Annotated in this window: 26 protein-coding genes and 1 riboswitch; of the genes, 13 read left to right on the top strand and 13 right to left on the bottom strand. The window is 70.2% G+C overall.

Features of this window, described 5'->3' with window-relative positions:
* Positions 1–52 precede the first annotated feature (52 nt).
* Positions 53–1,606, top strand: a complete 1,554-nt coding sequence (locus AB0G79_RS01205) for a glycosyltransferase 87 family protein (RefSeq protein ID WP_360798235.1) — start codon at positions 53–55, stop codon at positions 1,604–1,606.
* Between the two features lie 142 nt (positions 1,607–1,748).
* On the opposite strand, the gene AB0G79_RS01200 is transcribed toward AB0G79_RS01205, so the two are convergent.
* From AB0G79_RS01200 to AB0G79_RS01190, 3 genes are all read right to left on the bottom strand, one after another.
* Positions 1,749–2,780 carry an alanine racemase gene (locus tag AB0G79_RS01200; RefSeq protein WP_360798233.1) on the bottom strand — a complete coding sequence of 344 codons (1,032 nt, stop codon included), beginning with the start codon at positions 2,778–2,780 and terminating at the stop codon, positions 1,749–1,751.
* A gap of 85 nt (positions 2,781–2,865) precedes the next feature.
* Positions 2,866–3,984: a peptidoglycan bridge formation glycyltransferase FemA/FemB family protein gene (locus tag AB0G79_RS01195; protein ID WP_360798231.1), complete on the bottom strand. Its 1,119-nt coding sequence runs from the start codon at positions 3,982–3,984 to the stop codon at positions 2,866–2,868.
* Between the two features lie 138 nt (positions 3,985–4,122).
* On the bottom strand, positions 4,123–4,437 hold the full coding sequence (locus AB0G79_RS01190; RefSeq protein ID WP_360798229.1) for a hypothetical protein: 315 nt from the start codon (positions 4,435–4,437) through the stop codon (positions 4,123–4,125).
* A 242-nt stretch (positions 4,438–4,679) separates the two neighbouring features.
* Between AB0G79_RS01190 and rpsF the strand changes: the two genes are divergently transcribed.
* The 4 genes from rpsF (at position 4,680) to rplI (ending at position 6,390) form a co-directional block, all read left to right on the top strand.
* Positions 4,680–4,970 carry a 30S ribosomal protein S6 gene (gene rpsF, locus AB0G79_RS01185; protein ID WP_005482942.1) on the top strand — a complete coding sequence of 97 codons (291 nt, stop codon included), beginning with the start codon at positions 4,680–4,682 and terminating at the stop codon, positions 4,968–4,970.
* A 72-nt stretch (positions 4,971–5,042) separates the two neighbouring features.
* Positions 5,043–5,630, top strand: a complete 588-nt coding sequence (locus AB0G79_RS01180) for a single-stranded DNA-binding protein (protein WP_360798227.1) — start codon at positions 5,043–5,045, stop codon at positions 5,628–5,630.
* A 58-nt stretch (positions 5,631–5,688) separates the two neighbouring features.
* On the top strand, positions 5,689–5,925 hold the full coding sequence (gene rpsR, locus AB0G79_RS01175; protein ID WP_005315025.1) for a 30S ribosomal protein S18: 237 nt from the start codon (positions 5,689–5,691) through the stop codon (positions 5,923–5,925).
* 18 nt (positions 5,926–5,943) lie between these two features.
* Positions 5,944–6,390 (top strand): 50S ribosomal protein L9, encoded by a 447-nt coding sequence (gene rplI, locus AB0G79_RS01170; RefSeq protein ID WP_360798225.1) that lies wholly within the window; start codon positions 5,944–5,946, stop codon positions 6,388–6,390.
* A 92-nt stretch (positions 6,391–6,482) separates the two neighbouring features.
* On the opposite strand, the gene AB0G79_RS01165 is transcribed toward rplI, so the two are convergent.
* Positions 6,483–7,820, bottom strand: a complete 1,338-nt coding sequence (locus AB0G79_RS01165) for an MATE family efflux transporter (protein ID WP_360798223.1) — start codon at positions 7,818–7,820, stop codon at positions 6,483–6,485.
* 441 nt (positions 7,821–8,261) lie between these two features.
* Here AB0G79_RS01165 and dnaB point away from each other — a divergent pair, with 441 nt between their 5' ends.
* Positions 8,262–9,722 carry a replicative DNA helicase gene (gene dnaB / locus AB0G79_RS01160; RefSeq protein ID WP_360799136.1) on the top strand — a complete coding sequence of 487 codons (1,461 nt, stop codon included), beginning with the start codon at positions 8,262–8,264 and terminating at the stop codon, positions 9,720–9,722.
* A gap of 103 nt (positions 9,723–9,825) precedes the next feature.
* Positions 9,826–11,208, top strand: coding sequence for a serine hydrolase domain-containing protein (locus tag AB0G79_RS01155; protein WP_360798221.1), 1,383 nt, complete (start codon positions 9,826–9,828; stop codon positions 11,206–11,208).
* Positions 11,209–11,314: 106 nt separating this feature from the next.
* Here the strand turns inward: AB0G79_RS01155 and AB0G79_RS01150 are convergent, their stop codons facing one another.
* The gene (locus AB0G79_RS01150) at positions 11,315–11,767 is read right to left on the bottom strand and encodes a GNAT family N-acetyltransferase (RefSeq protein ID WP_360798219.1); all 453 of its coding nucleotides are present in this window, start codon (positions 11,765–11,767) and stop codon (positions 11,315–11,317) included.
* 16 nt (positions 11,768–11,783) lie between these two features.
* Complete coding sequence (locus tag AB0G79_RS01145; RefSeq protein ID WP_360798218.1) at positions 11,784–12,647, bottom strand: GNAT family N-acetyltransferase; 864 nt, start codon at positions 12,645–12,647, stop codon at positions 11,784–11,786.
* Positions 12,648–12,839: 192 nt separating this feature from the next.
* Between AB0G79_RS01145 and AB0G79_RS01140 the strand changes: the two genes are divergently transcribed.
* On the top strand, positions 12,840–14,075 hold the full coding sequence (locus AB0G79_RS01140) for a globin domain-containing protein (protein WP_360798216.1): 1,236 nt from the start codon (positions 12,840–12,842) through the stop codon (positions 14,073–14,075).
* On the opposite strand, the gene AB0G79_RS01135 is transcribed toward AB0G79_RS01140, so the two are convergent.
* The 4 genes from AB0G79_RS01135 to AB0G79_RS01120 form a co-directional block, all read right to left on the bottom strand.
* Positions 14,018–14,497: an NUDIX hydrolase gene (locus tag AB0G79_RS01135; protein ID WP_360798214.1), complete on the bottom strand. Its 480-nt coding sequence runs from the start codon at positions 14,495–14,497 to the stop codon at positions 14,018–14,020. The two genes, AB0G79_RS01140 and AB0G79_RS01135, sit on opposite strands and share 58 nt — an antisense overlap.
* 86 nt (positions 14,498–14,583) lie before the next feature.
* Positions 14,584–15,723 (bottom strand): cystathionine gamma-lyase, encoded by a 1,140-nt coding sequence (locus AB0G79_RS01130; RefSeq protein ID WP_360798212.1) that lies wholly within the window; start codon positions 15,721–15,723, stop codon positions 14,584–14,586.
* Entirely contained in the window at positions 15,720–16,211 is a 492-nt protein-coding gene (locus tag AB0G79_RS01125; RefSeq protein ID WP_360798210.1) for a low molecular weight protein-tyrosine-phosphatase, read from the bottom strand. The genes AB0G79_RS01130 and AB0G79_RS01125 overlap by 4 nt, the downstream gene beginning before the upstream one ends.
* A gap of 9 nt (positions 16,212–16,220) precedes the next feature.
* Complete coding sequence (locus AB0G79_RS01120) at positions 16,221–16,598, bottom strand: phage holin family protein (protein ID WP_360798208.1); 378 nt, start codon at positions 16,596–16,598, stop codon at positions 16,221–16,223.
* 51 nt (positions 16,599–16,649) lie between these two features.
* Between AB0G79_RS01120 and AB0G79_RS01115 the strand changes: the two genes are divergently transcribed.
* The 4 genes from AB0G79_RS01115 to AB0G79_RS01100 all read left to right on the top strand — a co-directional run bounded on the left by AB0G79_RS01115 (position 16,650) and on the right by AB0G79_RS01100 (position 19,046).
* Positions 16,650–16,967, top strand: coding sequence for a cupin domain-containing protein (locus tag AB0G79_RS01115; RefSeq protein WP_360798206.1), 318 nt, complete (start codon positions 16,650–16,652; stop codon positions 16,965–16,967).
* Positions 16,968–17,123: 156 nt separating this feature from the next.
* Positions 17,124–17,342: a DUF5326 family protein gene (locus tag AB0G79_RS01110; protein WP_360798204.1), complete on the top strand. Its 219-nt coding sequence runs from the start codon at positions 17,124–17,126 to the stop codon at positions 17,340–17,342.
* Between the two features lie 363 nt (positions 17,343–17,705).
* Positions 17,706–18,476, top strand: coding sequence for a helix-turn-helix domain-containing protein (locus AB0G79_RS01105; RefSeq protein ID WP_360798202.1), 771 nt, complete (start codon positions 17,706–17,708; stop codon positions 18,474–18,476).
* A 135-nt stretch (positions 18,477–18,611) separates the two neighbouring features.
* Positions 18,612–19,046 (top strand): SsgA family sporulation/cell division regulator, encoded by a 435-nt coding sequence (locus AB0G79_RS01100; protein ID WP_360799133.1) that lies wholly within the window; start codon positions 18,612–18,614, stop codon positions 19,044–19,046.
* A gap of 16 nt (positions 19,047–19,062) precedes the next feature.
* Here AB0G79_RS01100 and AB0G79_RS01095 read toward each other — a convergent pair whose 3' ends face one another.
* A complete protein-coding gene (locus tag AB0G79_RS01095) occupies positions 19,063–20,418 on the bottom strand; it encodes a YibE/F family protein (protein ID WP_360798200.1) in 1,356 nt (451 codons plus the stop codon).
* A 71-nt stretch (positions 20,419–20,489) separates the two neighbouring features.
* Positions 20,490–20,639: riboswitch (TPP riboswitch) on the top strand.
* On the opposite strand from AB0G79_RS01095, the gene thiC reads away from it, so the two are divergent.
* Positions 20,634–22,412, top strand: coding sequence for a phosphomethylpyrimidine synthase ThiC (gene thiC, locus AB0G79_RS01090; RefSeq protein ID WP_360798198.1), 1,779 nt, complete (start codon positions 20,634–20,636; stop codon positions 22,410–22,412). Its footprint overlaps the riboswitch before it by 6 nt.
* Positions 22,413–22,480: 68 nt before the next feature.
* Here the strand turns inward: thiC and AB0G79_RS01085 are convergent, their stop codons facing one another.
* Together AB0G79_RS01085 and AB0G79_RS01080 are read right to left on the bottom strand one after the other, a co-directional pair.
* Positions 22,481–23,131 (bottom strand): hypothetical protein, encoded by a 651-nt coding sequence (locus AB0G79_RS01085; protein ID WP_360798196.1) that lies wholly within the window; start codon positions 23,129–23,131, stop codon positions 22,481–22,483.
* Positions 23,132–23,290: 159 nt separating this feature from the next.
* Entirely contained in the window at positions 23,291–24,616 is a 1,326-nt protein-coding gene (locus tag AB0G79_RS01080) for a metallophosphoesterase (RefSeq protein ID WP_360799130.1), read from the bottom strand.
* Between the last annotated feature and the right edge of the window lie 206 nt (positions 24,617–24,822).

Genomic DNA, 24,822 nt, shown 5'->3' with positions numbered 1-24,822 from the left:
GCACGCGACGGCCCTCGTCGTTTTCCCGGAGACGTACGGCAGGATGTCCCCCATGCCGAGCCTCCAGAAGACGCGCGCGCCGCAGGACCGGCCGCGGAACCCGTCAGTGGTCGTCCCCACCCACCGGGACGAAGTGGCCGCCTCCGGCAGTGAGCTGATCGGCGGTCCCTTCGGCCGCCGGGCGCTGACCGGGCGCAGCCAGTTCACTCCCGTGCGGGTCGTCGCCCTCGTGGCCATCGGGATGTTCGCGCTCGGCATGGTGCAGAAACTGCCCTGCTACAACTGGGCCTGGTTCCGCGGCACCACCTCCCAGTACACCCACGCCTGCTACTCGGACATCCCCCACCTCTTCTCCGGACGGGGCTTCGCCGACGGCCTGGTGCCGTACTTCGACCGGCTGGGCGGCGACATACCGTTCCTGGAGTACCCGGTCCTGACCGGTCTGTTCATGCAGGTCGCCTCCTGGCTGACGCCCGGCGGCGGCACCATGGACCAGCGCGAGCAGGCCTTCTGGATGGTCAACGCCGGTCTGCTGATGATCTGCGCGGCCGTCCTCGCGGTCTGCGTGGCGCGAACCCACCGCCGACGCCCGTGGGACGGCCTCCTGGTCGCCCTCGCACCCTCGGTGGCGCTCACCGCCACGATCAACTGGGACATACTGGCCGTCGCGCTGACCGGCGCCGCCGTCCTGCTCTGGTCGCGCGGCCGGCCGCTCGGCTTCGGCATCCTGCTCGGCCTCGCCACCGCCGCGAAGTTCTACCCGATACTGCTGCTCGTCCCGCTGCTGCTGCTCTGCTGGCGTGCCGGGAAGTGGCGGGAGTACGGGACGGCCGTGCTCGGCGCGGTGGGCGCGTGGCTGGCCGTGAACCTGCCCGTGATGCTCCTGGCCCCCGAGGGCTGGAAGCAGTTCTACCTCTTCAGCCGTGACCGGAACGTCGACTTCGGTTCGGTCTGGCTGCTCGTGAGCCAGCGGGCGGGCGTCTCCATCCCGCCCGAGAAGGCCAACCTGTACGCGCTGCTGCTCATGGTGGCGGCGGTCGGAGCCCTCGGCTTCCTCGCCTTCCACGCGCCCCGCAGGCCCCGCTTCGCCCAGCTGGCCTTCCTGATCGTCGCCGCGTTCGTCCTCACCAACAAGGTGTACTCGCCGCAGTACGTCCTGTGGCTCGTCCCGCTCGCGGCGCTCGCCCGGCCGCGCTGGCGCGACTTCCTGATCTGGCAGGCCTGCGAGGTCATGTACTTCCTGGGCATCTGGATGTACCTGGCCTTCATGAACAGCGGCAACAAGCAGGGCCTGCCGGTCGACGGCTACCAGTTCGCGATCGTCCTGCACCTGCTCGGCACGCTGTACCTGTGCGTCATGGTCGTCCGCGACATCCTCATGCCGGAGAAGGACCCGGTCAGGCAGGACGGCTCGGACGACCCCTCGGGCGGTGTCCTGGACGGGGCGGAGGACGTCTTCGTCATGGGCAGGGCCGCGCACCCGGCCCGGCACGCCGCTCCGGCGGCGGAGGGGCCCCGGGTGGAGTGGGGGCTCCCGGACGCTCCCGACGCCTCCGGCCCCGTCGAGGAGCGCGACTCTCGCGAGGAGCGCGACTCCCGCGAGTGAGCGTGACTCCCGCGAGTGAGCGCGACTCCCGCGAGTGAGCGTGAGAAACGGCCCCGCCCCCGGTAGTCACCGGGGGCGGGGCCGTTCTGCGTCGGAGGGCTGTCGGCTCGGCGCTCGGCCCAGCTCGGGCCCAGCGCTCGGCTCAGCGCTCGACGAGCCGGTCGAACTGCGTCGTCGTGTGCCGCAGGTGGGCCACCAGCTCGTCGCCGACGTGCGGTTCCTGGGCGTCGGAGGGCACGAAGAGGATCGACACCTGCATGTGCGGCGGCTCGGCGAACCAGCGCTGCTTGCCGGCCCAGACGAAGGGCGACAGGTTGCGGTTGACCGTGGCCAGACCGGCCCGGGCGACGCCCTTGGCACGCGGCATGACGCCGTGCATCGCCTTGGGGGCCTCCAGGCCCACCCCGTGCGAGGTGCCGCCGGCGACGACGACCAGCCAGCCGTCCGAGGCGGCCTTCTGCTGGCGGTAGCCGAAGCGGTCGCCCTTGGCGACCCGGGTCACGTCCAGCACGGAGCCCCGGTACTCGGTGGCCTCGTGGTCGCCCAGCCAGAGCCGGGTGCCGATGCGCGCGCGGAAACGGGTCTGCGGGAACTGCTGCTGGAGCCGGGCCTGCTCCTCGGCACGCAGGTGGCTCACGAACATGGTGTGCAGCGGCAGCCGGGCGGCACGCAGCCGGTCCATCCAGGCGATGACCTCCTCGACGGCGTCGGTGCCGTCCGGGCGGTCGAGCGGGAGGTGGAGGGCGAAGCCTTCGAGGCGTACGTCCTCGATGGCGGCGTGCAGCTGCTGCAGCTCGTCCTCGTGGACGCCGTGCCGCTTCATCGAGCTCATGCACTCGATGACGACCCGGGCGCCCACCAGGGCGTGGACGCCGTCCACCGACGAGACGGAGCGGATGACCCGGTCCGGCAGCGGGACCGGCTCCTCGCCCCGCCGGAACGGGGTGAGGACCAGCAGGTCGCCGCTGAACCAGTCCTTGATCTTCGCGGCCTCGTAGGTCGTGCCGACGGCCAGCATGTCGGCGCCGAACCGGGTGACCTCCTCGGCGAGGCGCTCGTGCCCGAACCCGTAACCGTTGCCCTTGCAGACCGGGATCAGACCGGGGAACTGGTCGATGACGGTCTTCTGGTGCGCGCGCCAGCGAGCGGTGTCGACGTAGAGGGAGAGCGCCATGGCCGGCCCGGAACCTTTCTGATGGCAGCGGTGAATCAAAGATGCGTGCGAGTACGTGTACGAGAGTACGGAGCCTACGGAACCGTCAGCGGCGCGACATGTAGATGTCGAGCGCCTTGTGGAGCAGCTTGTTGAGCGGGAAGTCCCACTCGCCGACGTACTCCACGGCCTCGCCGCCCGTGCCCACCTTGAACTGGATGAGTCCGAAGAGGTGGTCGGTCTCGTCGAGCGAGTCCGAGATGCCGCGCAGGTCGTAGACGGTCGCGCCCATCGCGTAGGCGTCGCGCAGCATCCGCCACTGCATCGCGTTCGAGGGACGGACCTCGCGGCCGATGTTGTCGGAGGCGCCGTACGAGTACCAGACGTGGCCACCGACGACGAGCATGGTCGCGGCGGACAGGTTCACGCCGTTGTGGCGGGCGAAGTAGAGCCGCATGCGGTTGGGGTCCTCGCTGTTGAGGACGGTCCACATGCGCTGGAAGTACGAGAGCGGGCGGGGCCGGAAGTGGTCGCGGACGGCCGTGATCTCGTACAGCCGCTGCCATTCGGCCAGGTCCTCGTAGCCGCCCTGGACGACCTCGACGCCGGCCTTCTCGGCCTTCTTGATGTTGCGGCGCCACAGCTGGTTGAAGCCCTTGAGGACGTCGTCGAGCGAGCGGTTGGCGAGCGGGACCTGGAAGACGTACCGCGGCTGGACGTCGCCGAAGCCGGCGCCGCCGTCCTCGCCCTGCTGCCAGCCCATCTTGCGGAGCCGGTCCGCGACCTCGAAGGCGCGCGGCTCGATGACGGTGGCCTCGACGTCCTTGAGGCGCTTGACGTCCGGGTCCTGGATGCCGGCCTTGATGGCCGCCGAGTCCCAGCGTCGGATGACGACCGGCGGGCCCATCTTCACGGAGAAGGCGCCCTGCTGCTTGAGGTGGGCCAGCATCGGCTGGAGCCAGTCGTCGAGGTTGGGCGCGTACCAGTTGATGACCGGGCCCTCGGGCAGATAGGCCAGGTAGCGCTTGATCTTCGGGAGCTGGCGGTAGAGCACGAGGCCCGTGCCGACGAGCTCGCCGGTCTTGTCGAACCAGCCGAGGTTCTCCGAGCGCCACTCGGTCTTCACATCAGCCCACGCCGGGACCTGGCAGTGACTCGCGGCGGGCTGGCTCTGGATGAATGCCAGATGCTGCTCACGGCTGATGGTCCTCAGGGTCAGGCTCATGCGGGGCGCTCCTCGGCAGGTGTGTCCCCATCGGTCAGGGGCTCCGGCTCTCGCGCCGAAGCCTACTGTGACCGGGGAGCGCCCCGAATGGGTGCGTGTGCCCCGACGTGCCGCTGAACGCGGTCGAGGGGGCCGCGCTCAGCTGATCACGCCGCCGAAGAGGCCGCCGTGAGCCATGCCGAGGTAGAAGCCGACGCCGGCCAGGCCGAGGCCGACGATCAGGGCGAAGCGCTCGCGTGTCGTGACGGAGATGAACTGTCCGTAGGCACCGGTCAGGATGCCGATCAGGCCCGACCAGGAGCTCAGCAGGTGGAGGCTGTCGAACTGCGCGGTGACGAAGGAGAGGACGCCGAGGACGAGCGTCACGCCGACCAGGGTGTCCTGGAGCGGGTGGGGCTTGCCGTCGGTCGCGAAGAGGGAATGGCCGGGGTCGGGTCGCATTGCCTGTGCCATGGGGCACCTCCTGGCGTGCTGCCGGACGGCGGCGCATCGTAGCGCCGCCGACATCCGATGTGTACAGATTGCGTCCCCTCGGCGCCGAATTTCAACCGGAAGCCGATGTACGGGTACTCTGTACAGCTGCGCCGGTGTCTGCCCAGGTCCCCTCGGGGGCTGCGGATGCCGACGCTCACGCATCACGACCCTCCTGCCACGGAACGACCGTGGCCGCTGAGTCCAAAGGAGGTGGGTTCCACATGCGTCACTACGAGGTGATGGTCATCCTCGACCCCGATCTGGAGGAGCGCGCTGTCGCCCCCCTGATCGAGAACTTCCTCTCCGTCGTCCGTGAGGGCAACGGAAAGGTCGAGAAGGTCGACACCTGGGGCCGTCGTCGTCTCTCGTACGAGATCAAGAAGAAGCCCGAGGGCATCTACTCGGTCATCGACCTGCAGGCCGAGCCTGCGGTCGTCAAGGAGCTCGACCGCCAGATGAACCTGAACGAGTCGGTCCTCCGGACCAAGGTCCTCCGCCCCGAGACCCACTGAGCTTCTAGCTCAGAGGTCATCGGGTTCGAGTAGCCAGAAGCAGCCAGAAGCAATCCCGCCGAGAGGTACCCCATGGCAGGCGAGACCGTCATCACGGTCGTCGGCAATCTTGTCGACGACCCCGAGCTGCGCTTCACCCCGTCCGGTGCGGCGGTCGCGAAGTTCCGTATCGCGTCCACTCCCCGCACCTTCGACCGTCAGACCAACGAGTGGAAGGACGGCGAGAGCCTCTTCCTCACGTGCTCGGTCTGGCGTCAGGCGGCGGAGAACGTCGCCGAGTCGCTTCAGCGAGGCATGCGCGTCGTCGTGCAGGGTCGCCTGAAGCAGCGGTCCTACGAGGACCGTGAGGGCGTCAAGCGCACGGTCTACGAGCTGGATGTCGAGGAAGTCGGCCCCAGCCTCAAGAACGCCACGGCCAAGGTCACCAAGACCACGGGTCGCGGTGGCCAGGGCGGTTACGGCGGCGGCGGTGGCGGCCAGCAGGGCGGCGGCAGCTGGGGTGGAAACTCCGGCGGTGGCCAGCAGGGTGGCGGCGGTGCTCCCGCCGACGACCCGTGGGCGACCAGCGCGCCGGCCGGTGGCGGCCAGCAGCAGGGCGGCGGAGGCGGCTGGGGTGGAAACTCCGGCGGCGGCGGCTACTCGGACGAGCCTCCCTTCTAGGGCTTTCGCCCTCGAAGCAGCTCGTACTCCCACTTCTTGATCACACAGGAGAAACACCATGGCGAAGCCGCCTGTGCGCAAGCCTAAGAAGAAGGTCTGCGCGTTCTGCAAGGACAAGACCGCGTACGTGGACTACAAGGACACGAACATGCTGCGGAAGTTCATTTCCGACCGCGGTAAGATCCGTGCCCGCCGCGTGACCGGCAACTGCACGCAGCACCAGCGTGACGTCGCCACGGCCGTCAAGAACAGCCGTGAGATGGCGCTGCTGCCCTACACGTCCACCGCGCGATAAGGAAAGGGTGACCGAAAAATGAAGATCATCCTGACCCACGAGGTCTCTGGCCTCGGCACCGCCGGCGACGTCGTCGACGTCAAGGACGGCTACGCTCGCAACTACCTGGTCCCGCGTGGTTTCGCGATCCGCTGGACCAAGGGTGGCGAGAAGGACGTGGCGCAGATCCGCCGCGCCCGCAAGATCCACGAGATCGCGACCATCGAGCAGGCCAACGAGATCAAGGCTCAGCTCGAGGGCACGAAGGTCCGCCTGGCCGTTCGCTCCGGCGACGCCGGCCGTCTCTTCGGCTCCGTGACCCCGGGCGACATCGCCTCGGCGATCAAGACCGCGGGTGGCCCCGACGTCGACAAGCGTCGCGTCGAGCTCGGCTCGCCGATCAAGACCCTGGGCTCGCACCAGGTGTCCGTGCGTCTGCACCCCGAGGTTGCCGCGAAGCTCGGCGTCGAGGTCGTCGCCGCGTAACGCTGCCCTTGGCAGTCTGCGCTCAGCAGTAAGGAAGGGCCGCACCCCTCGGGGTGCGGCCCTTCCGCTGTTTCACGTGAAACAGGGGTGCGTCAGCGGGTGGCGCCGGTGACGATCCAGCGGCCCGAGCGGGCCCTCAGCCAGAGCGTCGCCATGCGGACCGTCATCATGAGCGTCATCGCCCACCACAGGGCCGTCAGGCCGCCGCCGAACACCGGGACGAGCAGGGCGACCGGGGCGAAGACGGCAAGGGTCAGCAGCATGGCCCAGGCCAGGTAGGGGCCGTCGCCCGCGCCCATGAGGACACCGTCGAGGACGAAGACGACCCCCGAGATCGGCTGGGAGAGGGCGACCACGAGAAGCGCGGGGAGCAAGGTGTCCTGGACGGTCGTGTCGCTGGTGAAGAGCGGGATGAACAGCGGGCGGGCGACGACGAGGAGTGCGCCGAGCACGACCCCGGAGAGGACGCCCCACTGGACCATCCGGCGGCAGACCTGGCGGGCACCTTGGGCGTCGTTCGCGCCGAGGTAGCGGCCGATGATGGCCTGGCCCGCGATGGCGATCGCGTCGAGGGCGAAGGCCATGAGGCTCCACAGGGACAGGATGATCTGGTGGGCGGCGACCTCGGCGTCTCCCATCCGGGCGGCGACGGCGGTCGCGATCATCAGGACGGCGCGGAGCGAGAGCGTACGGACCAGGAGGGGGACGCCGGCCTGGGCGGAGGCACGGATGCCGGCCGGGTCGGGGCGCAGGGAGGCGCCGTGCCGGCGGGCGCCCCGGACGACCACGACGAGGTAGGCGGCGGCCATGCCGCACTGGGCGATGACCGTGCCCCAGGCCGAGCCGGCGATCCCGAGCCCGGCTCCGTACACGAGGCCGAGGTTGAGGGCTCCGTTGACCGCGAAGCCGCCGATGGCGACGTAGAGCGGGGTACGGGTGTCCTGGAGGCCGCGCAGGACGCCGGTGGCGGCCAGGACGACCAGCATGGCGGGTATGCCGAGGCTGGAGATCCGCAGGTAGGTGACGGCGTACGGCGCGGCGGTGTCGGAGGCGCCGAAGACGTCGACGAGCCAGGGGGCGGTGGGCAGGGTGAGCACGACGACGGCGGCGCCGAGGAGGAGGGCCAGCCAGATGCCGTCCATGCCCTGTCGGATGGCGGCAGGGAGGTCGCCCGCGCCGACCCGCCGTGCGACGGCCGCCGTGGTGGCGTAGGCGAGGAAGACGAAGACGCTGACGGCGGTGGAGAGCAGGGCGGCGGCGATGGCGAGACCCGCGAGTTGCGGGGTGCCGAGGTGGCCGACGATGGCGCTGTCGACCATCAGGAAGAGGGGCTCGGCGACGAGTGCGCCGAAGGCCGGCAGGGCGAGCGAGACGATCTCGCGGTCGTGCTGTCGGCGGACGGCCTTGGGCGTCGCGGGGGCCTGGGTCATGAGCTCAATCTAATCTTCCACAGGTAAGTGATGCAATGCACTTGTGGCTATTACTTAGCACGGGAGTGGGGCTTCGGGTGTGGGCCGTTTGTTCTGATCTTGGTCCAGGGGGAGAACTTTTTCTCCCCCACAGCCCGTGGATGGAAAAAGCGCAGGTCAAGTGGGTGCTGCTGGGGGTGCTATGAGTTTGTCCACATGACTGTCCCCCGGTCCGTGCACAGGTTCCGGGGAGTTCTCCACAGCATCTGGCCCTTCACCCACAGGGCCTGTGGATAACCAGATTGGCTGACGCTGCCGACGGGCCTACCGTGGTCGGAGCCCGACTCGCCAGAAGCGGTCGCAAAGCCACTCGTTGATGAAGACCGTGGCGTAAGAAAGAGTGGCATGGCGAGGTCCGCGGTGCGGACGGGAGGAGGTGGCTTGGTGAGCGTTCCCGAGCCCATGGACGACCCCTGGGCCGACAGCGGACCGAGTGACCGGCTGCCCACCCGTACGCGAGGCGAGGGCCGCGGCCGGGGCCGAGGGCGCGACGACGACCGCGGCGGCGACAGCCCCTGGGACGGCGGCGGGCTGAACGGCTTCGAGCGCGTCCCCCCGCAGGACCTGGACGCCGAGCAGTCCGTCCTCGGCGGCATGCTGCTCTCCAAGGACGCCATCGCGGACGTCGTGGAGATCATCAAGGGCCACGACTTCTACAAGCCGGCCCACGAGACCGTCTACGCGGCGATCCTCGACCTCTACGCCAAGGGCGAGCCCGCCGACCCCATCACGGTCGGCGCCGAGCTCACCAAGCGCGGCGAGATCACCAAGGTCGGCGGCGCCCCCTACCTCCACACGCTGGTCCAGTCGGTCCCGACCGCGGCCAACGCCTCGTACTACGCGGAGATCGTCCACGAGCGGGCCGTCCTGCGCCGTCTCGTCGAGGCCGGCACCAAGATCACGCAGATGGGATACGCGGCCGACGGAGACGTCGACGAGATCGTGAACTCGGCCCAGGCCGAGATCTACGCGGTCACCGAGCAGCGCACCACCGAGGACTACCTGCCGCTCGGCGACATCATGGAGGGCGCGCTCGACGAGATCGAGGCGATCGGCTCCCGCAGCGGTGAGATGACGGGCGTGCCGACCGGCTTCTCCGACCTCGACTCGCTCACCAACGGACTCCACCCCGGTCAGATGATCATCATCGCGGCCCGACCCGCCATGGGTAAGTCCACGCTCGCGCTGGACTTCGCCCGGGCCGCGTCCATCAAGAACAACCTGCCCAGCGTCATCTTCTCCCTCGAAATGGGACGCAACGAGATCGCGATGCGTCTGCTCTCGGCGGAGGCCCGCGTCGCGCTGCACCACATGCGCTCCGGCACGATGACCGACGAGGACTGGACGCGCCTGGCCCGCCGCATGCCCGACGTCTCCCAGGCGCCGCTCTACATCGACGACTCCCCGAACCTGTCGATGATGGAGATCCGCGCGAAGTGCCGCCGGCTCAAGCAGCGCAACGGCCTCAAGCTCGTGATCATCGACTACCTCCAGCTGATGCAGTCCGGTGGCTCGAAGCGGCAGGAGAGCCGCCAGCAGGAGGTCTCCGACATGTCGCGAAACCTCAAGCTCCTCGCCAAGGAACTGGAGCTGCCGGTCATCGCGCTGTCGCAGCTGAACCGTGGTCCCGAACAGCGCACCGACAAGAAGCCGATGGTCTCCGACCTCCGTGAGTCCGGCTCCATCGAGCAGGACGCCGACATGGTCATCCTGCTGCACCGCGAGGACGCCTACGAGAAGGAGTCCCCCCGCGCGGGCGAGGCGGACATCATCGTCGGCAAGCACCGTAACGGCCCGACCGCCACCATCACCGTGGCCTTCCAGGGCCACTACTCCCGCTTCGTGGACATGGCCCAGACCTGAGCCCTCCTCTCCTCCGGTGAGAGGGGATCCGGCGTGCGAGGAAGGGCCGGGGCGCGGTGGCACGCAGGGAAGATCCCGGGGGGACACCGGGTTGGATGGGTGCATGACGACATCCTTCGAAGCACTCCTGCCCGGTACCGAGCGGGCCCTGCTGCACCGCGTCGCGGTCGCCCAAGCCGAAGGGCGGGCGCCCTCGTTCGTGGGGGCGGTGGTCCGGGACGGGGCGCTGGTGTGGAGCGGTTCGCGGAGTTGTGTGGACGGGCACGCGCCCGACGCCGACACCCAGTACCGGATCGGCTCGATCACCAAGGTGTTCACCGCCGTTCTGGTGATGCGGCTGCGAGACGAGGGGCTCCTCGATCTCGACGATCCGCTGGAGCGCCACCTCAAGGACACGGGGGTCGGTGAGGTGACGATCGCTCAGCTCCTCGCCCACAGCGGGGGACTCGCCGCCGAGACCCCGGGGCAGTGGTGGGAACGGTCCTCCGCCGCGTTGCGGCCGGAGCTGTCCGACGTCCTGGGCGAGAGCCCCTCGCTCCAGACGCCCGGACGCCGTTTCCACTACTCCAACCCCGGCTACACCCTGCTCGGTTCGCTGGTCGAGGCCGTGCGCGGGGTCGGCTGGGAGGAGGCGCTGCGGCGCGAGATCCTGGATCCCCTGGGGATGGACCGTACGACGCTCGACCCGGTCGCGCCACGCGCGGGCGGCTTCGCGGTGCACCCGTGGGCCGACGTGATGATGGCCGAACCCTCCGAGGACCTGGGGCTGATGGCGCCGGCGGGACAGCTCTGGTCGACGGCGGCGGACCTCGCCCGGTTCGCCGCGTTCCTCGCGGCGGGCGACGACCGGGTGCTCTCGGCGGCCTCCGTGGCGGAGATGCGCGCCCCTGCCTCCCCCGCCGGTGAGGGGGACTGGGAGGGGAGCTACGGCCTCGGCCTCCAGCTGCTGCGCCGGGACGGGCGGACCCTGGTGGGTCACACCGGCTCCCTGCCGGGCTTCGTCGCCTGCCTCTGGGTGAGCGTGGACGACGGGCTCGCGGGGATCGCCCTCGCCAACGCCACCTCGGGCCCGGCGCCCGCGGTCGTGGCGGCCGATCTCGTACGGATCGTGGCGGAGGCCGAGCCGCGCTTCCCCGAGCCCTGGCGGCCTCTTCCCGCGGACGAGGTCGACGCCGACCTCCTCGCCCTGACCGGGCCCTGGTACTGGGGCACGTACGCGTACGGGCTGCGCCTCGGCCCCGAGCGCTCCCTCGTGATGGAGCCGCTGCGGGGGCCCGGGCGGCGGGCTTCCTTCCGTGTGCTGCCCGAGGGCGGCTGGGTCGGGCTCAACGGCTACTACGCGGGGGAGACGCTCCGGGCGGTGCGGCGGCCCGACGGCAGCGTGAGCCATCTCGACCTGGGGTCGTTCGTGTTCACCCGGGAGCCGTACGAGCCCGGGGACGCGGTGCCGGGCGGGGTCTCCGAGGACGGCTGGCGCGGTCTCTGACGGTCCCGGCTGCTTCGTGGTCTCTGACGGTCCCGGCTGTTTCACGTGAAACAGCGCGCGCCGGGCCGGTCCCGGCGCGCTCGCCGTCCGGCCCAGCCGCCACCCTTCAGAGGTTCTTCTTGAAGCCCACGTGGGAGGCCTCGAAGCCGAGCCGCTCGTAGAAGCGGTGGGCGTCGGTGCGCGACACGTCGGAGGTCAGCTGGACCAGCCGGCAGCCCTGGCGGCCGGACTCCTCCACCGCCCACTCGATGAGCTGGGTCCCGAGGCCGCTGCCGCGCTCGTCGGCGTGGATGCGGACGCCCTCGATGATCGAGCGGGTGGTGCCGCGGCGGGAGAGACCGGGGATCACGGTCAGTTGGAGGGTTCCGACGACCTTCTTCCCGCGGACCGCCACGACGACGTGCTGATGGGGATCGCCCGCGAGCCGTTCGAAGGCGGTGACGTACGGGGCGAGGTCGTCGGGGGACTCCCGCTGGGCGCCCAGCGGGTCGTCCGCGAGCATCGCGACGATCGCCGGGAGGTCCTCGACGGCGGCGGGGCGGATGTCAAGATCACTCATGTCCGGCAGCGTACGGTCACCCGGCCGCGACGGTAAGGGGAGCGAAGCGCCTGCGCCAGTCACCGGGAAGGTCGGGGAGGGAACGGACCATCACCGCGTTCGTGGCGATCGATTCGACGCCGTTCTCCTTCACCCAGCGCAGCAGCTCCGTGTGTCGTACGTCGATGTCCGTCCGCAGCGGACGCTCGGTCGCGGCGGCCAGGGAGGCGATCAGCGCCTGGGCCGTGGCCGTGTCCTGGGCGATCAGCGGACCGACGACGTGGGTGTCCATGTTGGGCCAGGCCGCGGCGAAGCCCGTGATCACGCCGTCCTCCTCCGCGACCCTCAAGTGGTCGGCGAAGGCGGGCAGGCGTGTGATGAGGTGCGTGCGGTCGAGGCCGAAGATCTCCCGGTCCAGACGCACGACCGCCTGGAGGTCGTCCGCGGTGGCGGGACGGACGGGAACCGCCGGGGCGGGCGCGCGGAACGAGAACCGCCCGCGCACCATGTCGGACCGGGTCGTCTCGACGAAGCCCAGCTCCTCGTACAGGGGCTGACCGTTGGCAGTGGCGTACAGCGTGAGGGGGGTGTCGCCGGCCTCCTCGAGGACGTGCCGCATCAGCCTCCGGCCCACGCCCTGGCGCTGGTGCCGCTCGGCGACCAGCACCATGCCGATCGCGGCGAGCCCGGGGCCGTACGACGTGACCACGCAGCAGGTGACGAGACCCGGGCCGGAGGGGTCTTCGATGCCGTAGCCGGTTCCCGAGGTCAGCAGATGGCCCCACTTGTGCTCCTCGCGCGGCCACCCCCGGTTCTCGGAGAGGTCGGCGCAGGCGAGGAGGTCGTCCGTGGTGAGGCGCCGGATGGGGAGGTGAGCGACAGACGTGGGGGAGGTCGGCATGCCTTTCAGGCTCTCCGAAGGAGAGATCCTCCGTCCACCGGTTTGTTTCACGTGAAACGACACGCCCTAGCAGAAAGCTGGCTCTTCGGCCGGAGAACATCACTTTTCGTCCATGGTGGTACCCGCAAGCGCCATGCTGCGATCACGGAAGCCGCCCAGTGTGAGGCGAAGAAGATGATGGATGTTCCGACCATGACGACGGATGGGACGGAGGCCCGAATATCCGCGGCGGCCTCCGACGACGCGGTCCTGGTCCGCCGCACCCTGACGGAGATAGGCCCCGTCGCCGACCAGGTGACCTCGTACTTCTACGCACTGCTCTTCGTCAGGAACCCCCAGCTGCGCGAGATGTTCCCCGCGGCGATGGACACCCAGCGGGACCGGCTCCTCAAGGCGCTCCTGACGGCCGCCGAGCACCTGGACGACGTCCCGGTCCTCACGGAGTACCTCGGCAACCTCGGCAAGGGACACCGCAAGTACGGCACCACGGCCGCGCACTACCCGGCCGTCGGTGAGGCCCTCATCGGCGCGCTCACCCGGTACGCCTCCAGGAGCTGGGGCGAGGAGACCGAGGCGGCCTGGGTCCGTACGTACACGACCATCTCGCAGATCATGATCGACGCGGCGGCGGAGAACGAGGAGTCGGCCCCCGCCTGGTGGGAGGCCGAGGTGGTCAGCCATGACCTGCGCACCCCGGACGTCGCCGTGGTCACGCTCCGGCCCGACCAGCCGTACCCGTTCCTGGCAGGGCAGTACACGACCCTGGAGACCCCCTGGTGGCCGCGGATATGGCGGCACTACTCCTTCGCCTCGGCGCCGCGGCCCGACGGGCTCCTCTCCCTCCACGTGAAGGCGGTTCCGGCGGGATGGGTGTCCAACGCGCTCGTCCACCGGGCGCGACCCGGGGACGTCCTGCGGCTCGGCCCGCCGGCCGGCTCCATGACGGTCGACCACTCCACCGACAGCGGACTGCTCTGCCTGGGCGGTGGCACCGGGATCGCGCCGATCAAGGCGTTGGTCGAAGACGTGGCCGAGCACGGGGACCGGCGCCCCGTCGACGTCTTCTACGGGGCGCGCAGCGGGCACGACCTCTACGACATCGACACGATGCTGCGGCTCCAGAAGACCTTCCCCTGGCTCTCCGTCCACGCGGTCACGGAGGAACAGGGGCGCCTCCCGGACGCCGTGTGCCGATACGGGTCCTGGGAGGAGCGCGACGCCTACCTCTCGGGCCCGCTCGGCATGGTCCGCCGCGGGGTGGACGCCCTGCGCGGGGTGGGTGTCGCCTCGGACCGCATCCGGCACGACTTCCTGGCCGAGCTCACACCGGCCGAGTTCACCCCGGCGGACCTCACCCCGGCCGTGCCCGATCAGCCCAGGTCGGGCGCGTGCATGGCGCGGACTCCCTCGATGTTGCCGTCCAGGTAGTGCCGCAGGGAGAGCGGGACGAGATGGACGGCGGCGATCCCGACCCGGCTGAACGGCACCCGGACGATCTCGTACTCGCCGACCGGCTCGTCCATCTCGGGGCCGTGCCTCAGGGCGGGGTCCATGGAGTCGAGCCGGCACACGAAGAAGTGCTGGACCTTCACTCCGGAGACCCCGCCGTCGACGATGTGCTCGACGGTGTCGACGAAGCAGGGCACGACGTCGGTGATCTTGGCGCCGAGTTCTTCGTGCACCTCGCGGTGGAGGGCCTCGACGACGGTGGTGTCGGAGGGCTCGACGCCGCCGCCGGGCGTCAGCCAGTAGGGGTCCATCCCTGGCTTGGTGCGTTTGATGAGGACGAGATCGTCCCCGTCGAGCAGGATGGCGCGTGCGGTGCGTTTGATCACGGGCCGTTCGTTCATGGGAAGAAAATGGCCCGTACGCGGTGTCCTGAAACGCACCGGCTCCCCGGCGGTCGCCCGCGGGGAGCCCGGTCGGCGCCGGCGACTCAGCCGGACGCCGCCGCCTCGTCGAGGGCCCGCAGCACGTCGGCGATCAGGTCCTCCGGATCCTCGGCACCCACCGAGAAGCGGATGAAGCCCTCCGCCACCGCGTCCCCGCCCCAGCGTCCGCGCCGTTCCGCCGTGGAGCGCACGCCGCCGAAGCTGGTGGCGTCGTCCACGAGCCGCAGCTCCTCCAGGAACCGTTCGGCCCGCTTCCGGTCCGCCAGCTCGAAGGAGACCACCGGACCGAAGCGCCGCATCTGCCGGGCGGCCACCGCGTGCGAGGGATCGTCCGGAAGCCCGGGGTAGCGCAGCCCGGCCACGTCCGCGCGCCCGGCGAGCGCCTGCGCGAGGGAGAGGGCGGTGGAGCACTGCCGGTCGATCCGCAGCTGGAGGGTGGCCAGGGAACGGTGGGCGAGCCAGGCTTCCATGGGGCCGGGAATCGCCCCGACGATCTTGCGCCAGCGGCGCACCTCCGCGGCCCGCCGGGGGTCCCGGCAGGTCACGTGCCCGAGCAGGACGTCGCCGTGGCCGGTCATGCCCTTGGTGTCGCTGGCGACGGAGAAGTCCGCGCCGAGCTCCAGGGGCCGCTGACCGAGCGGGGTGGAGAGGGTGTTGTCGACGGCGACGAGCGCGCCGGCGGCGTGGGCCTCCCGCACCAGCCTGCGGATGTCGCAGACGTCGAGGCCGGGGTTGGACGGGCTCTCGATCCACAGCAGCCGGGCGCCTTCGAGGACGGCGAGCTGGCCGTCGCCGCCGGTCGGCGCGGTGCGGACCTCGACGCCGTACGCCCTCAGTTGCTCGTGGAGCAGTGGCAGGGCCTGGTAGCCGTCGGTCGGCATCACCACCGCGTCGCCGGCCCGCAGCTGGGAGAGGAGGACGGCGGAGATCGCGGCCATGCCCGAGGCGAAGACCAGCGTCTCGACGCCCTCCTCCCCCGGTGCCTCCAGTTCGCCGATGGCGCGTTCCAGATGGGTCCAGGTGGGGTTCTCGTCCCGCCCGTACGCGTAGCCGCCGGTCGGCTCGCCCGGCAGGTGGAAGTGGGCGGCGAAGACCGGGCCCGGGAGGGTGGGCTCGTACTTCACGGGCTCGGGCAGCCCCGCCCGTACCGCGCGCGTGCCGTCGCCGAGTTCCTTGTCGATCACGATGTCCGCTCCTCCACTTCCCTGCGGACGGCGGCGAGGAGTCCCTCGCTCGCCGCCTCGACCATCTCCAGGCACTCGTCGAAGCCCTCGCGGCCCCCGTAGTACGGGTCGGGGACGTCGAGCAGGTCCCCGGCGGCCGGGTCGTAGGAGCGCAGCAGCCGTATCCTCGCCGCCTCCTCGGGCGTACGGGCGAGGGCACGGAGCTCTCGTACGTGTCCCTCGTCGAGGGCGATCACCAGGTCGAGGGCGGGGAACCAGGAGGCTCGGAACTGCCGGGCGGAGTGGGCCGAGGTGTAGCCGTTCTCCTCCAGGACGGCGACCGTGCGCGGGTCGGCGCCGTCGCCCTCGTGCCAGCCTCCGGTCCCCGCGCTGTCGACCTCCACGACGCCGCCGAGGCCGGCCTCCTCCACATGGCTGCGGAAGACGTGCTCGGCCATCGGCGAACGGCAGATGTTGCCCGTGCAGACGAAGCAGACGCGGTAGGTCACGGTCCCCACTCAGTCGCCGTCGGGGAGCACGACGTTCAGCGCCCAGGAGACGACGGAGATGATCAGGCCGCCGAGGACCGCCGTCCAGAAGCCCTCCACGTGGAAGCTGAGGTCGAACTGCTCGGCCAACCACGAGGTCAGAAGGAGCATCAGGGCGTTGACCACGAGGGTGATCAGGCCGAGCGTCAGGATGAAAAGCGGCAGCGTCAGCAGCTTGACGATCGGCTTGACCAGGAAGTTCACGACGCCGAAAAGCAGGGCGACGAGAATGAGGGTCCAGATCTTCTTGCCGGTGCTGTCACCAGTGAGGGTGATGTCCTCGAGCAGCCAGATGGCGACTCCCAGGGCGCCCGCGTTCGCGAGCGTCTTGACTACGAAATTCTTCATGTGTCTGATCGTTGCAGACAGGATCGGGCCAAGGGCAGGGGCTGACGGGCGATGAAGGCATTCCGACTGGACGAACTCGAGGTGGAGCGCGCCGCGAACCAGGGCGCCTATCTCCAGTTCCTGCGGGAGCGGAACATGTCGGTGGGCCTGTACGCGTTGGACGCCGGGGCCCTCGACCCGCAGCAGCCGCACGCCCAGGACGAGGTGTACTTCGTGGTGAGCGGGCGCGCGGCGATCACCGTCGGCGAGGAGACGACCCAGGTGGCGCGCGGCAGCGTGGTGTACGTGCCGGCCGGGGCGCCGCACAGGTTCCACCACATCAGCGAGGACCTGAAGGTCCTCGTGGTCTTCTCCCCGCCGGAGGGCTGAGCCCTGCGGAGGACCCGGAGCGGCCCCGTCCCCTAGGGGGCGGATCAGGGGAGAGCGGGGGACGCGACGCCCCTGCGGGCCGTCTCCCGCACCTAGCCTTGAGGGTGTCCGGCGCGGAGTGCGCGGGACGGACCTTTCGAGAGCGAGGTAGGGACCATGGCCGTACAGGAGATGCTCGCGGGGCTGCCCTGGTGGGTGAAGTGGGTCGCCATACCCGCACTCGCCCTGCTGGTCTTCGGCGGACTGATCACCAGCGTGCTGACCTTCGTCGTCGGCCTGCTGTTCAAGGTGCTGCTCTTCGTGGCGCTCGTCGGCGGCCTGATCTACGTCGTGCAGAAGGTCAAGGGATCGGGCAGGTCCCGCGAGGAGTGGTGACCCAGCCCGGCCGGTCCACCCAGCCTGGCCGGTCCACCCAGCCTGGCCGGTCCACCCCGCCTCGCCGGTCCACCCCGCCTGGCCGGCCAACCCCGCCCGGCCAGGCCACCTCGAATGCCGCCCCGGCGACGCTGACTACCCGTCAGTACGAAGTCGGCGAAGGGCATTAGCCCGGCCGAGGGAACGGAAGCCGGGAATCCGGACGGCCTCCAGAGCCTGCCACTAGAGTGGAATCCCTCCGCCGTGTTGGGGACTACGGGCGTAGACCGCGTGTCGAAACAGCGGTTTCCCAGGCCCGGCGGGCGCGGGGGCGGCCCCCGCGGGCGGGTGCGACGCACCCGTCGTCACGCCTGGGGGTGACCTTTGGCCACGGCTACGCAGACGGCTGCACCTACCCTGATCGGTTCGGTGCAGCGGGCGCTGAGACTTCTGGAGGCCGTGTCCTCCCATGCGGACGGCGCCCCGGCCAAACAACTCGCCCGCGAGACGGGCCTTCAGCTCCCCACGACGTACCACCTGCTCCGCACCCTGACGCACGAGGGCTATCTGCGCCGCGAGAAGGGTGTGTTCCTCCTGGGTGACGCCGCCGTCCGACTGGCCGGTGGCGGAGCTGTGCAGAATCGTCGCATCAAGATCGAAGACTCCCTTGCCCGCTGGCGGGACGAGATCGGTGTGCCGGTGTACTTCGCCCTCTATCGCGAGGGCGAGATCGAGCTCGTCGCCGTCGCCGACACTCCTTCGGCCCCCGCGGTCGAGGAATGGGCCGACTTCCGGGAGACCGGGCACGCCCACGCGATCGGGCAATGCCTCCTGAGCCAACTCGATCTGAAGAGCCGTCAAGACCACCTCGACCGGCACCCGGTGGAAGCCATCACTCCGTACACGGTGCGTAATCGCCGTGCCCTTTTGGAGCGTTTGGGCGATTTGGGCCGTATGGAACCCCTGGTAGAGCGTCAGGAATATGCGCTCGGCACGGTCTGTGCCGCCATCCCCATCACCGCGGGCTCCACGGCGGGCGCGATGGCCATTTCCCTCCCCCTCCACCAGGCAGAACGGTTGCTCCCGGCAGTCGAGCGGCTACGTACAGAGATCGGGAGGCTCTTCAGCTCACTCGCGTTCTCTATCAGTATCTGAAAAATCACTCCTTGTGATCTGCTAGCGCGTACAGCACGATTGCGTCAAGAGGGCCACGGGGGATCATTCCTGGCCGTTTCGGTCACAGCTTTCAGCAGCTGTGTTTACACAGCTTCATCTACTGCGGGGTACATGATGCGAGAGTCGGTTCAGGCCGAGGTCCTGATGAGCTTCCTCGTCTCCGAGGAGCTCTGCTTCAAGATCCCGGTCGAGCTGCGATACGAGGCCCGGGATCCTTACGCGGTACGGATGACGTTCCACCTTCCCGGAGACGCGCCCGTGACCTGGGCGTTCGGTCGTGAACTGCTGCTCGACGGAATCAACCGCCCGAGCGGCGACGGCGACGTGCACATCGCGCCGACGGACCCGGAGGGGCTCTCGGACGTCTCCATCCGCCTCCAGGTCGGCGCCGACCGTGCCCTCTTCCGCGCCAGCGCGCCGCCGCTGGTCGCGTTCCTGGACCGGACGGACAAGCTGGTCCCGCTCGGTCAGGAAAGGACACTCGGCGACTTCGAGGACAACCTCGAAGCCGCACTCGGCCGGATTCTGGCAGAGGAGAACGCGGGCTGACCCCTGCCGAAAGTCCCTACTTCGCGCGCCGCCGCCGGCCGCCCCGTACCGCTGCCGCCCGGGAGTTCCCCTCGCCATCGGGCCCCGGCCGGTCGGCGGAGACCACCAGGGCCGCGAGGGCGGTGGTGACCGGCACCGAGGCGACGAGTCCGATCGAACCGACCAGCGTTCGGACGATCTCCACCGCGACCAGCTCGCTGTTGGCCACCGTGCCCATGCTGCTCTGCGCGATCGAGAAGAGCAGCAGGAGCGGCAGGGCGGCACCCGCGTAGGCGAGGACCAGGGTGTTCACCACCGAGGCGATGTGGTCGCGGCCGATCCGGATCCCGGCCCGGTACAGACCGCGCGGGCCCATGCGGGGATCGGCCTGGTGCAGCTCCCACACCGCCGAGGTCTGCGTGACGGTCACGTCGTCCAGGACGCCCAGCGAGCCGATGATCACGCTGGCGAGCAGCAGGCCGGACATGTCGATGTCCGGGTAGAGGCCGTGGATCAGGCCGGTGTTGTCATCGGTGTTGCCGCTGAGCGAGGCCCAGCCGATGAAGATCGAGCCGAGCAGCCCGATCAGCAGCAGCGAGACCAGCGTGCCGAGTACGGCGACCGAGGTGCGGGCCGAGAGCCCGTGGCACATGTAGAGAGCGATCAGCATGATCGCGCTCGATCCGACCACGGCCACGACCAGCGGGTTCGATCCGTCCAGGATCGCCGGCAGGATGAAGAAGGTCAGGATCAGGAAGCTCACCACGAGGGCGACGAGCGCCATGACGCCCCGCATTCGCCCGACGACCACCACCGCCAGCGCGAAGATCCCCGCGAGCAGGGCCATCGGCAGCTTCCGGTTCGCGTCCGTCACCGAGTACTGGAGGTCGTGCGGTGCGTCGGGGGCGTACGCCACCACCACGCCCTGACCCTCTTCCAGTTGGCGCGGCGCGTCGGGCTGCACGATCTCGGTGAACGTACGCCCCTTGTCCGGGCCGCTGGTGACCTCGATCGTCGCCTTCTCGCACTGCCCCTGCTGCGCGTTGACCGCCTCGCGGCCCTGCGCGGTCGAGGTGTCGCCGGTGGGCGGTACCTGGGCGGCGTTCACGTCTTTGCAGTCGACCTGCTCGACGGAGACGACCGTGCCCTGCTCGGTCTGCCTGTCGAAGCCGACCCCCGTGCGCTCGTGCGCCGGGGTGCCGCCTGGCCACAGGACCACGAGACCGACCACCACGGCGGTGGCGAAGGGGATCAGGACCGCGGCGATGACCTTGCGCAGATGCCGGGAGACGGGGGCGGCGGGGCCGTGGCTGTGGCTGTGACCATGACCGTGCGAGGTGCCGGGGGCATGATCGTGGCCGTGCGGCTCGGGTGTCTGCTGGGGGGAAGTCACCGACCGATCATCGCAAGAACGGCGAGGGCCCACTGTTCAGCACGCCAGGGATGGCGCTAGCGTGGTGACACCTTTGCACACGCGGGAGCTCGGAGCACCGGGCTGAGAGGGCGCTGATCACCGTACGCGCGTACTGAAGTACGTCGAACGGGAGGAGGCTGCGCCGACCGCCGAACCTGTTACCGGGTAATGCCGGCGTAGGGAGATTCGGTCTCATGACCATTCAGGATGCACGCACGCCTGCCTCCGACCAGAACAGCCCGCAGGAGCGCACGCCGGGCTGGCACAAGGGGTACGTCGAGGGTTCCCGCCCCGACATCCGGGTGCCGGTCCGTCAGGTGCACCTCACCAACGGCAAGGACGTGACGCTGTACGACACGTCCGGCCCGTACACCGACCCCACCGTCGACACCGACGTGCGGCGGGGCCTCGCGCCGCTGCGCGAGAACTGGATCATCGCGCGCGGCGACACCGAGGAGTACGCCGGCCGCCCCGTCCGCCCCGAGGACGACGGCATCAAGCACACCTCGCCGCGCGGCGGCGGGCTCAAGAACCTCGACGCCGTCTTCCCCGGCCGCCCGCGCCTGCCGCGCCGCGGCCGCGACGGCCAGGCGGTGACCCAGCTCGCGTACGCCCGCCGGGGCGAGATCACCCCGGAGATGGAGTACGTCGCGATCCGCGAGAACGTCTCCCCCGAGGTCGTGCGGGAGGAGATCGCCGCGGGTCGCGCGGTGCTCCCCGCGAACGTCAACCACCCGGAGATCGAGCCGATGATCATCGGCAAGCGGTTCCTGGTGAAGGTCAACGCCAACATCGGCAACTCGGCCGTCACCTCCTCCATCGAGGAGGAGGTGGAGAAGATGACCTGGGCGACGAAGTGGGGCGCCGACACGGTCATGGACCTGTCCACCGGCCGCAACATCCACACCACCCGCGAGTGGGTGCTGCGCAACTCCCCCGTGCCGATCGGCACCGTGCCGCTCTACCAGGCGCTGGAGAAGGTCGACGGCAAGGCCGAGGACCTGACCTGGGAGATCTACAAGGACACGGTCATCGAGCAGGCCGAGCAGGGCGTCGACTACATGACGGTCCACGCCGGCGTGCTCCTGCCGTACGTGCCCCTCACCGCGCGCCGCAAGACGGGCATCGTCTCGCGCGGCGGCTCGATCATGGCCGCCTGGTGCCTCGCGCACCACAAGGAGAACTTCCTCTACACGAACTTCGAGGAACTCTGCGAGATCCTCGCGGCGTACGACGTCACGTACTCGCTCGGCGACGGCCTGCGCCCCGGCTCGATCGCGGACGCCAACGACGAGGCGCAGTTCGCGGAGCTGAAGACGCTCGGCGAGCTGAACACGATCGCCAAGCGGCACAACGTGCAGACGATGATCGAGGGCCCGGGCCACGTCCCGATGCACAAGATCAAGGAGAACATCGACCTCCAGCAGGAGATCTGCGAGGAGGCCCCGTTCTACACGCTCGGCCCGCTGACCACGGACGTCGCGCCCGCGTACGACCACATCACCTCGGGCATCGGCGCCGCGATGATCGCCTGGTGGGGCACGGCGATGCTCTGCTACGTCACGCCCAAGGAGCACCTGGGCCTGCCGAACAAGGACGACGTGAAGACCGGCGTCATCACGTACAAGATCTCGGCCCACGCGGCGGACCTGGCCAAGGGGCACCCGGGCGCGCAGGAGTGGGACGACGCGCTCTCGGACGCGCGGTTCGAGTTCCGCTGGGAGGACCAGTTCAACCTGGCCCTCGACCCCGTCACCGCCCGCGAGTTCCACGACGAGACGCTGCCGGCGGAGCCCGCGAAGACGGCGCACTTCTGCTCGATGTGCGGGCCGAAGTTCTGCTCGATGCGGATCTCCCAGGACATCCGGCGTGAGCACGGGGGGACGCCGGAGGAGATCGAGGCCGGGATGGCGGAGAAGTCGAAGGAGTTCGCGGCCTCCGGCAACCGCGTCTACCTGCCGCTGGCGGACTGACCGGCCCGAGGGGGAACGGGGGACCGGCCGGGTGCCGGTCCCCCGCTTGGCGCGGGGGAGCCCCGGGCCTACGGGCCTTGCTGGTCCGGTGGTTCGGTCGCGGCGAGGGCGTCGCGGAGGAACGGGACGATCCCTCGTTCGAGCAGGGCGTGGCGCCAGGCTTCGCGGGCGCGGGCGAGCTCGTCCTCCGGACCGCCGGCGGCCGCGGCGGAGGTGACGGTCGCGGCCGGACTGTTCCGCAGGGCGGTCACGAGGAGCCCCGCCCCCGCGCAGACCAGGCCCGCGGCGGCGAGCGCACCGAAGACCAGGCCGGCCGTCAGGAGGGTCCCGCCGAACCGCAGGCCGGGCGCGACGGCCCGCAGCACCGCGCCGACCAGCAGGAAGATGACGGCGGCGGACCCGGCGAGCACGGGCACCATCACCGTGAGGATCGCGACGATTCCGGCCCCGGAACCGTCCTGCCGGGCGGGGACGCGGGTGGCGACGGCGACGCGGCCCGCCTCGCGGACCTTGGTGAAGTGGGCGTACTCGCTCGCCGCCGCGGTGGTGATCAGCGCCGTCGCGTTCACGGCCATGGCGCGCAGCTGTGCGGCCGTCAGCCATGTCCCGAATCCGGCGAGTTCCGGGCGTGTGTGCGCGGTGCTCAGTGCGTCGTCGAGGACGCGCTCGTACTCGGCGCGGTCCTCGGTCAGCAGGTACGGAGCCACGTTCATGTGCATCCCCCGATGCTCCGCAGGCCCGGATCAGCCGCGGAGAACGGCCGGGCGGGCGAAAACGGAGGAGAGCCTGCTACGGATGGTCCGATGGTATTGCGGTGACGCCACTGGCTGACAGGGTGTTTCCGGAAATCGCCTTTTCCGGATGCGCTGGGTTATCCGTCAGTCGTTCAGGGGGAGTTGGACGACCAGCAGCTTTCCGGCCATGGTCACGCCGCCGTCCATGGCGATGGCGAGCCCGTCCGCGTACACGTGCGGTCCGTCGACGACCGGGCCGCCGTCACCCTCGTCCTCTTCGCCGCCGACCTGGCCGAGGAGGTACGGGATGGGGCTGTGGCCGTGCACGATCCGGTGGCCGCCATAGGTGGAGAGGAGCTCCTGCACGGCCTGCGGACCGGTCTCGTCGTCGCGGAACGCGAAGCGCTTGGTGAACTTCCGGAAGAGGTCCCAGACCTCGTCGGCGTCGCTTCGGGTGAGGATCTCGTGGACCTTCTCGTTGACGTCCTCGATGCTCTCGCCGTACTCGAGGTAGGCGGTGGTGTCCGAGTGCAGGAGGAGGTGGTCGTCCTCCAGGACCACGGCGTCGAGCCGGGACATCCACTGGAGGTGGACGTCCTGGAGGCGGTCCATGTCGTGCTTCTGCCCGCCGTTGAGCAGCCAGGCCGCCTGGAAGGTGGCGGTGCCCGCGCCGGAGTTGACCGGGGTGTCGGCGAAGCGCTTGGCGCCGATGAGCAGCAGCTCGTGGTTGCCCATGAGGGCCTTGCAGTAGCCGCCGGCGGCCGCGGCCTCGGCGGAGAGCCGCATGACGAGGTCGATGACGCCGATGCCGTCGGGGCCGCGGTCGGTGAAGTCGCCGAGGAACCACAGCCGGGCGTTGCCCGCGGCCCAGCCGCCGTTCTCGTCGACGAGGCCCTGGGCGCGGAGGGCGGCCAGGAGTTCGTCGAGGTAGCCGTGGACGTCGCCGACGACGTAGAGCGGGCCGGGGCCGTCGGCGGGCGCGGAGGCGCGCTCGGGCGTCGCGGCGGCGTCGGGGGTGACCGGGACCTGGAGGGTGTCGCCGCGCTGGATGACGGGGAGGTCGCGCTCGGTCGGGGTGTAGTCGGCGGGGGGCTCGCCCTGGGGGAAGCCGTTGCCGGGGTGGTGGCCGGTGGCGACGGAGACGATGGAGGAGACGGCGGAGGAGACGGCGGGGGCGCTTGCCGCGGGCTCCTGGGCCTGTGCGTGCGCTCCGGCGTCAGGAACGGGGGCTCCGGCGCCAGAGACAGGGACTCCCGCGTCCGCCACGGGTGCGAGGCGGCGGCCCAGGAGGAGGGTCGGGTCGGCCGGAGCCGGTGCGGGCTCCGGGCTCTGCCGCTCCGCCGAGGGCGGCTCGACGGCGTGACCCTGTACGGGTACCAGGGCGTACGGCGGTACGCGGAAGTCGCGCAATGTCGCCGTGCGCACCACGGGCTCCTGCCCGGCCCCCTGAGTCATGGACCCCTCCACCACCGTCGCGATGCCCTGCACATCGCGGACCGGCCTGGTCGGGGTGGTCCGCGGTGTCGTCCGCCCATCATAGGAATGAGGGTCCTCCTGTGTGACGCACCAGGGGTGGTGAATCCGGGTCCACTCCGGGTTCACCGGTTGTTTCGCCCGAATTGAGAAGGTCCAGTCCAGGGTTGAAGCCGGTGTGGCGACCGGTTTCGCCGCCCCGG

Origin of the sequence: Streptomyces sp. NPDC020807 (genome assembly GCF_040641575.1) — a bacterium.
GTDB lineage: Bacteria > Actinomycetota > Actinomycetes > Streptomycetales > Streptomycetaceae > Streptomyces.
This window is presented reverse-complemented; position numbering and strand designations above follow the sequence as displayed.

What these genes read in the sequence shown, in the direction of transcription:
- AB0G79_RS01150 (WP_360798219.1), bottom strand. Translation starts at nt 11,767, where the DNA reads ATGAGTGATCTTGACATCCGCCCCGCCGCCGTCGAGGACCTCCCGGCG.
- AB0G79_RS01135 (WP_360798214.1), bottom strand. Translation starts at nt 14,497, where the DNA reads ATGAACGAACGGCCCGTGATCAAACGCACCGCACGCGCCATCCTGCTC.
- rplI (WP_360798225.1), top strand. Translation starts at nt 5,944, where the DNA reads ATGAAGATCATCCTGACCCACGAGGTCTCTGGCCTCGGCACCGCCGGC.
- rpsF (WP_005482942.1), top strand. Translation starts at nt 4,680, where the DNA reads ATGCGTCACTACGAGGTGATGGTCATCCTCGACCCCGATCTGGAGGAG.
- AB0G79_RS01155 (WP_360798221.1), top strand. Translation starts at nt 9,826, where the DNA reads ATGACGACATCCTTCGAAGCACTCCTGCCCGGTACCGAGCGGGCCCTG.
- dnaB (WP_360799136.1), top strand. Translation starts at nt 8,262, where the DNA reads ATGGACGACCCCTGGGCCGACAGCGGACCGAGTGACCGGCTGCCCACC.
- AB0G79_RS01200 (WP_360798233.1), bottom strand. Translation starts at nt 2,780, where the DNA reads ATGGCGCTCTCCCTCTACGTCGACACCGCTCGCTGGCGCGCGCACCAG.
- AB0G79_RS01165 (WP_360798223.1), bottom strand. Translation starts at nt 7,820, where the DNA reads ATGACCCAGGCCCCCGCGACGCCCAAGGCCGTCCGCCGACAGCACGAC.
- rpsR (WP_005315025.1), top strand. Translation starts at nt 5,689, where the DNA reads ATGGCGAAGCCGCCTGTGCGCAAGCCTAAGAAGAAGGTCTGCGCGTTC.
- AB0G79_RS01190 (WP_360798229.1), bottom strand. Translation starts at nt 4,437, where the DNA reads ATGGCACAGGCAATGCGACCCGACCCCGGCCATTCCCTCTTCGCGACC.
- AB0G79_RS01195 (WP_360798231.1), bottom strand. Translation starts at nt 3,984, where the DNA reads ATGAGCCTGACCCTGAGGACCATCAGCCGTGAGCAGCATCTGGCATTC.
- AB0G79_RS01110 (WP_360798204.1), top strand. Translation starts at nt 17,124, where the DNA reads ATGGCCGTACAGGAGATGCTCGCGGGGCTGCCCTGGTGGGTGAAGTGG.
- AB0G79_RS01205 (WP_360798235.1), top strand. Translation starts at nt 53, where the DNA reads ATGCCGAGCCTCCAGAAGACGCGCGCGCCGCAGGACCGGCCGCGGAAC.
- AB0G79_RS01120 (WP_360798208.1), bottom strand. Translation starts at nt 16,598, where the DNA reads ATGAAGAATTTCGTAGTCAAGACGCTCGCGAACGCGGGCGCCCTGGGA.
- AB0G79_RS01100 (WP_360799133.1), top strand. Translation starts at nt 18,612, where the DNA reads ATGCGAGAGTCGGTTCAGGCCGAGGTCCTGATGAGCTTCCTCGTCTCC.
- thiC (WP_360798198.1), top strand. Translation starts at nt 20,634, where the DNA reads ATGACCATTCAGGATGCACGCACGCCTGCCTCCGACCAGAACAGCCCG.
- AB0G79_RS01145 (WP_360798218.1), bottom strand. Translation starts at nt 12,647, where the DNA reads ATGCCGACCTCCCCCACGTCTGTCGCTCACCTCCCCATCCGGCGCCTC.
- AB0G79_RS01115 (WP_360798206.1), top strand. Translation starts at nt 16,650, where the DNA reads ATGAAGGCATTCCGACTGGACGAACTCGAGGTGGAGCGCGCCGCGAAC.
- AB0G79_RS01180 (WP_360798227.1), top strand. Translation starts at nt 5,043, where the DNA reads ATGGCAGGCGAGACCGTCATCACGGTCGTCGGCAATCTTGTCGACGAC.
- AB0G79_RS01140 (WP_360798216.1), top strand. Translation starts at nt 12,840, where the DNA reads ATGACGACGGATGGGACGGAGGCCCGAATATCCGCGGCGGCCTCCGAC.
- AB0G79_RS01085 (WP_360798196.1), bottom strand. Translation starts at nt 23,131, where the DNA reads ATGCACATGAACGTGGCTCCGTACCTGCTGACCGAGGACCGCGCCGAG.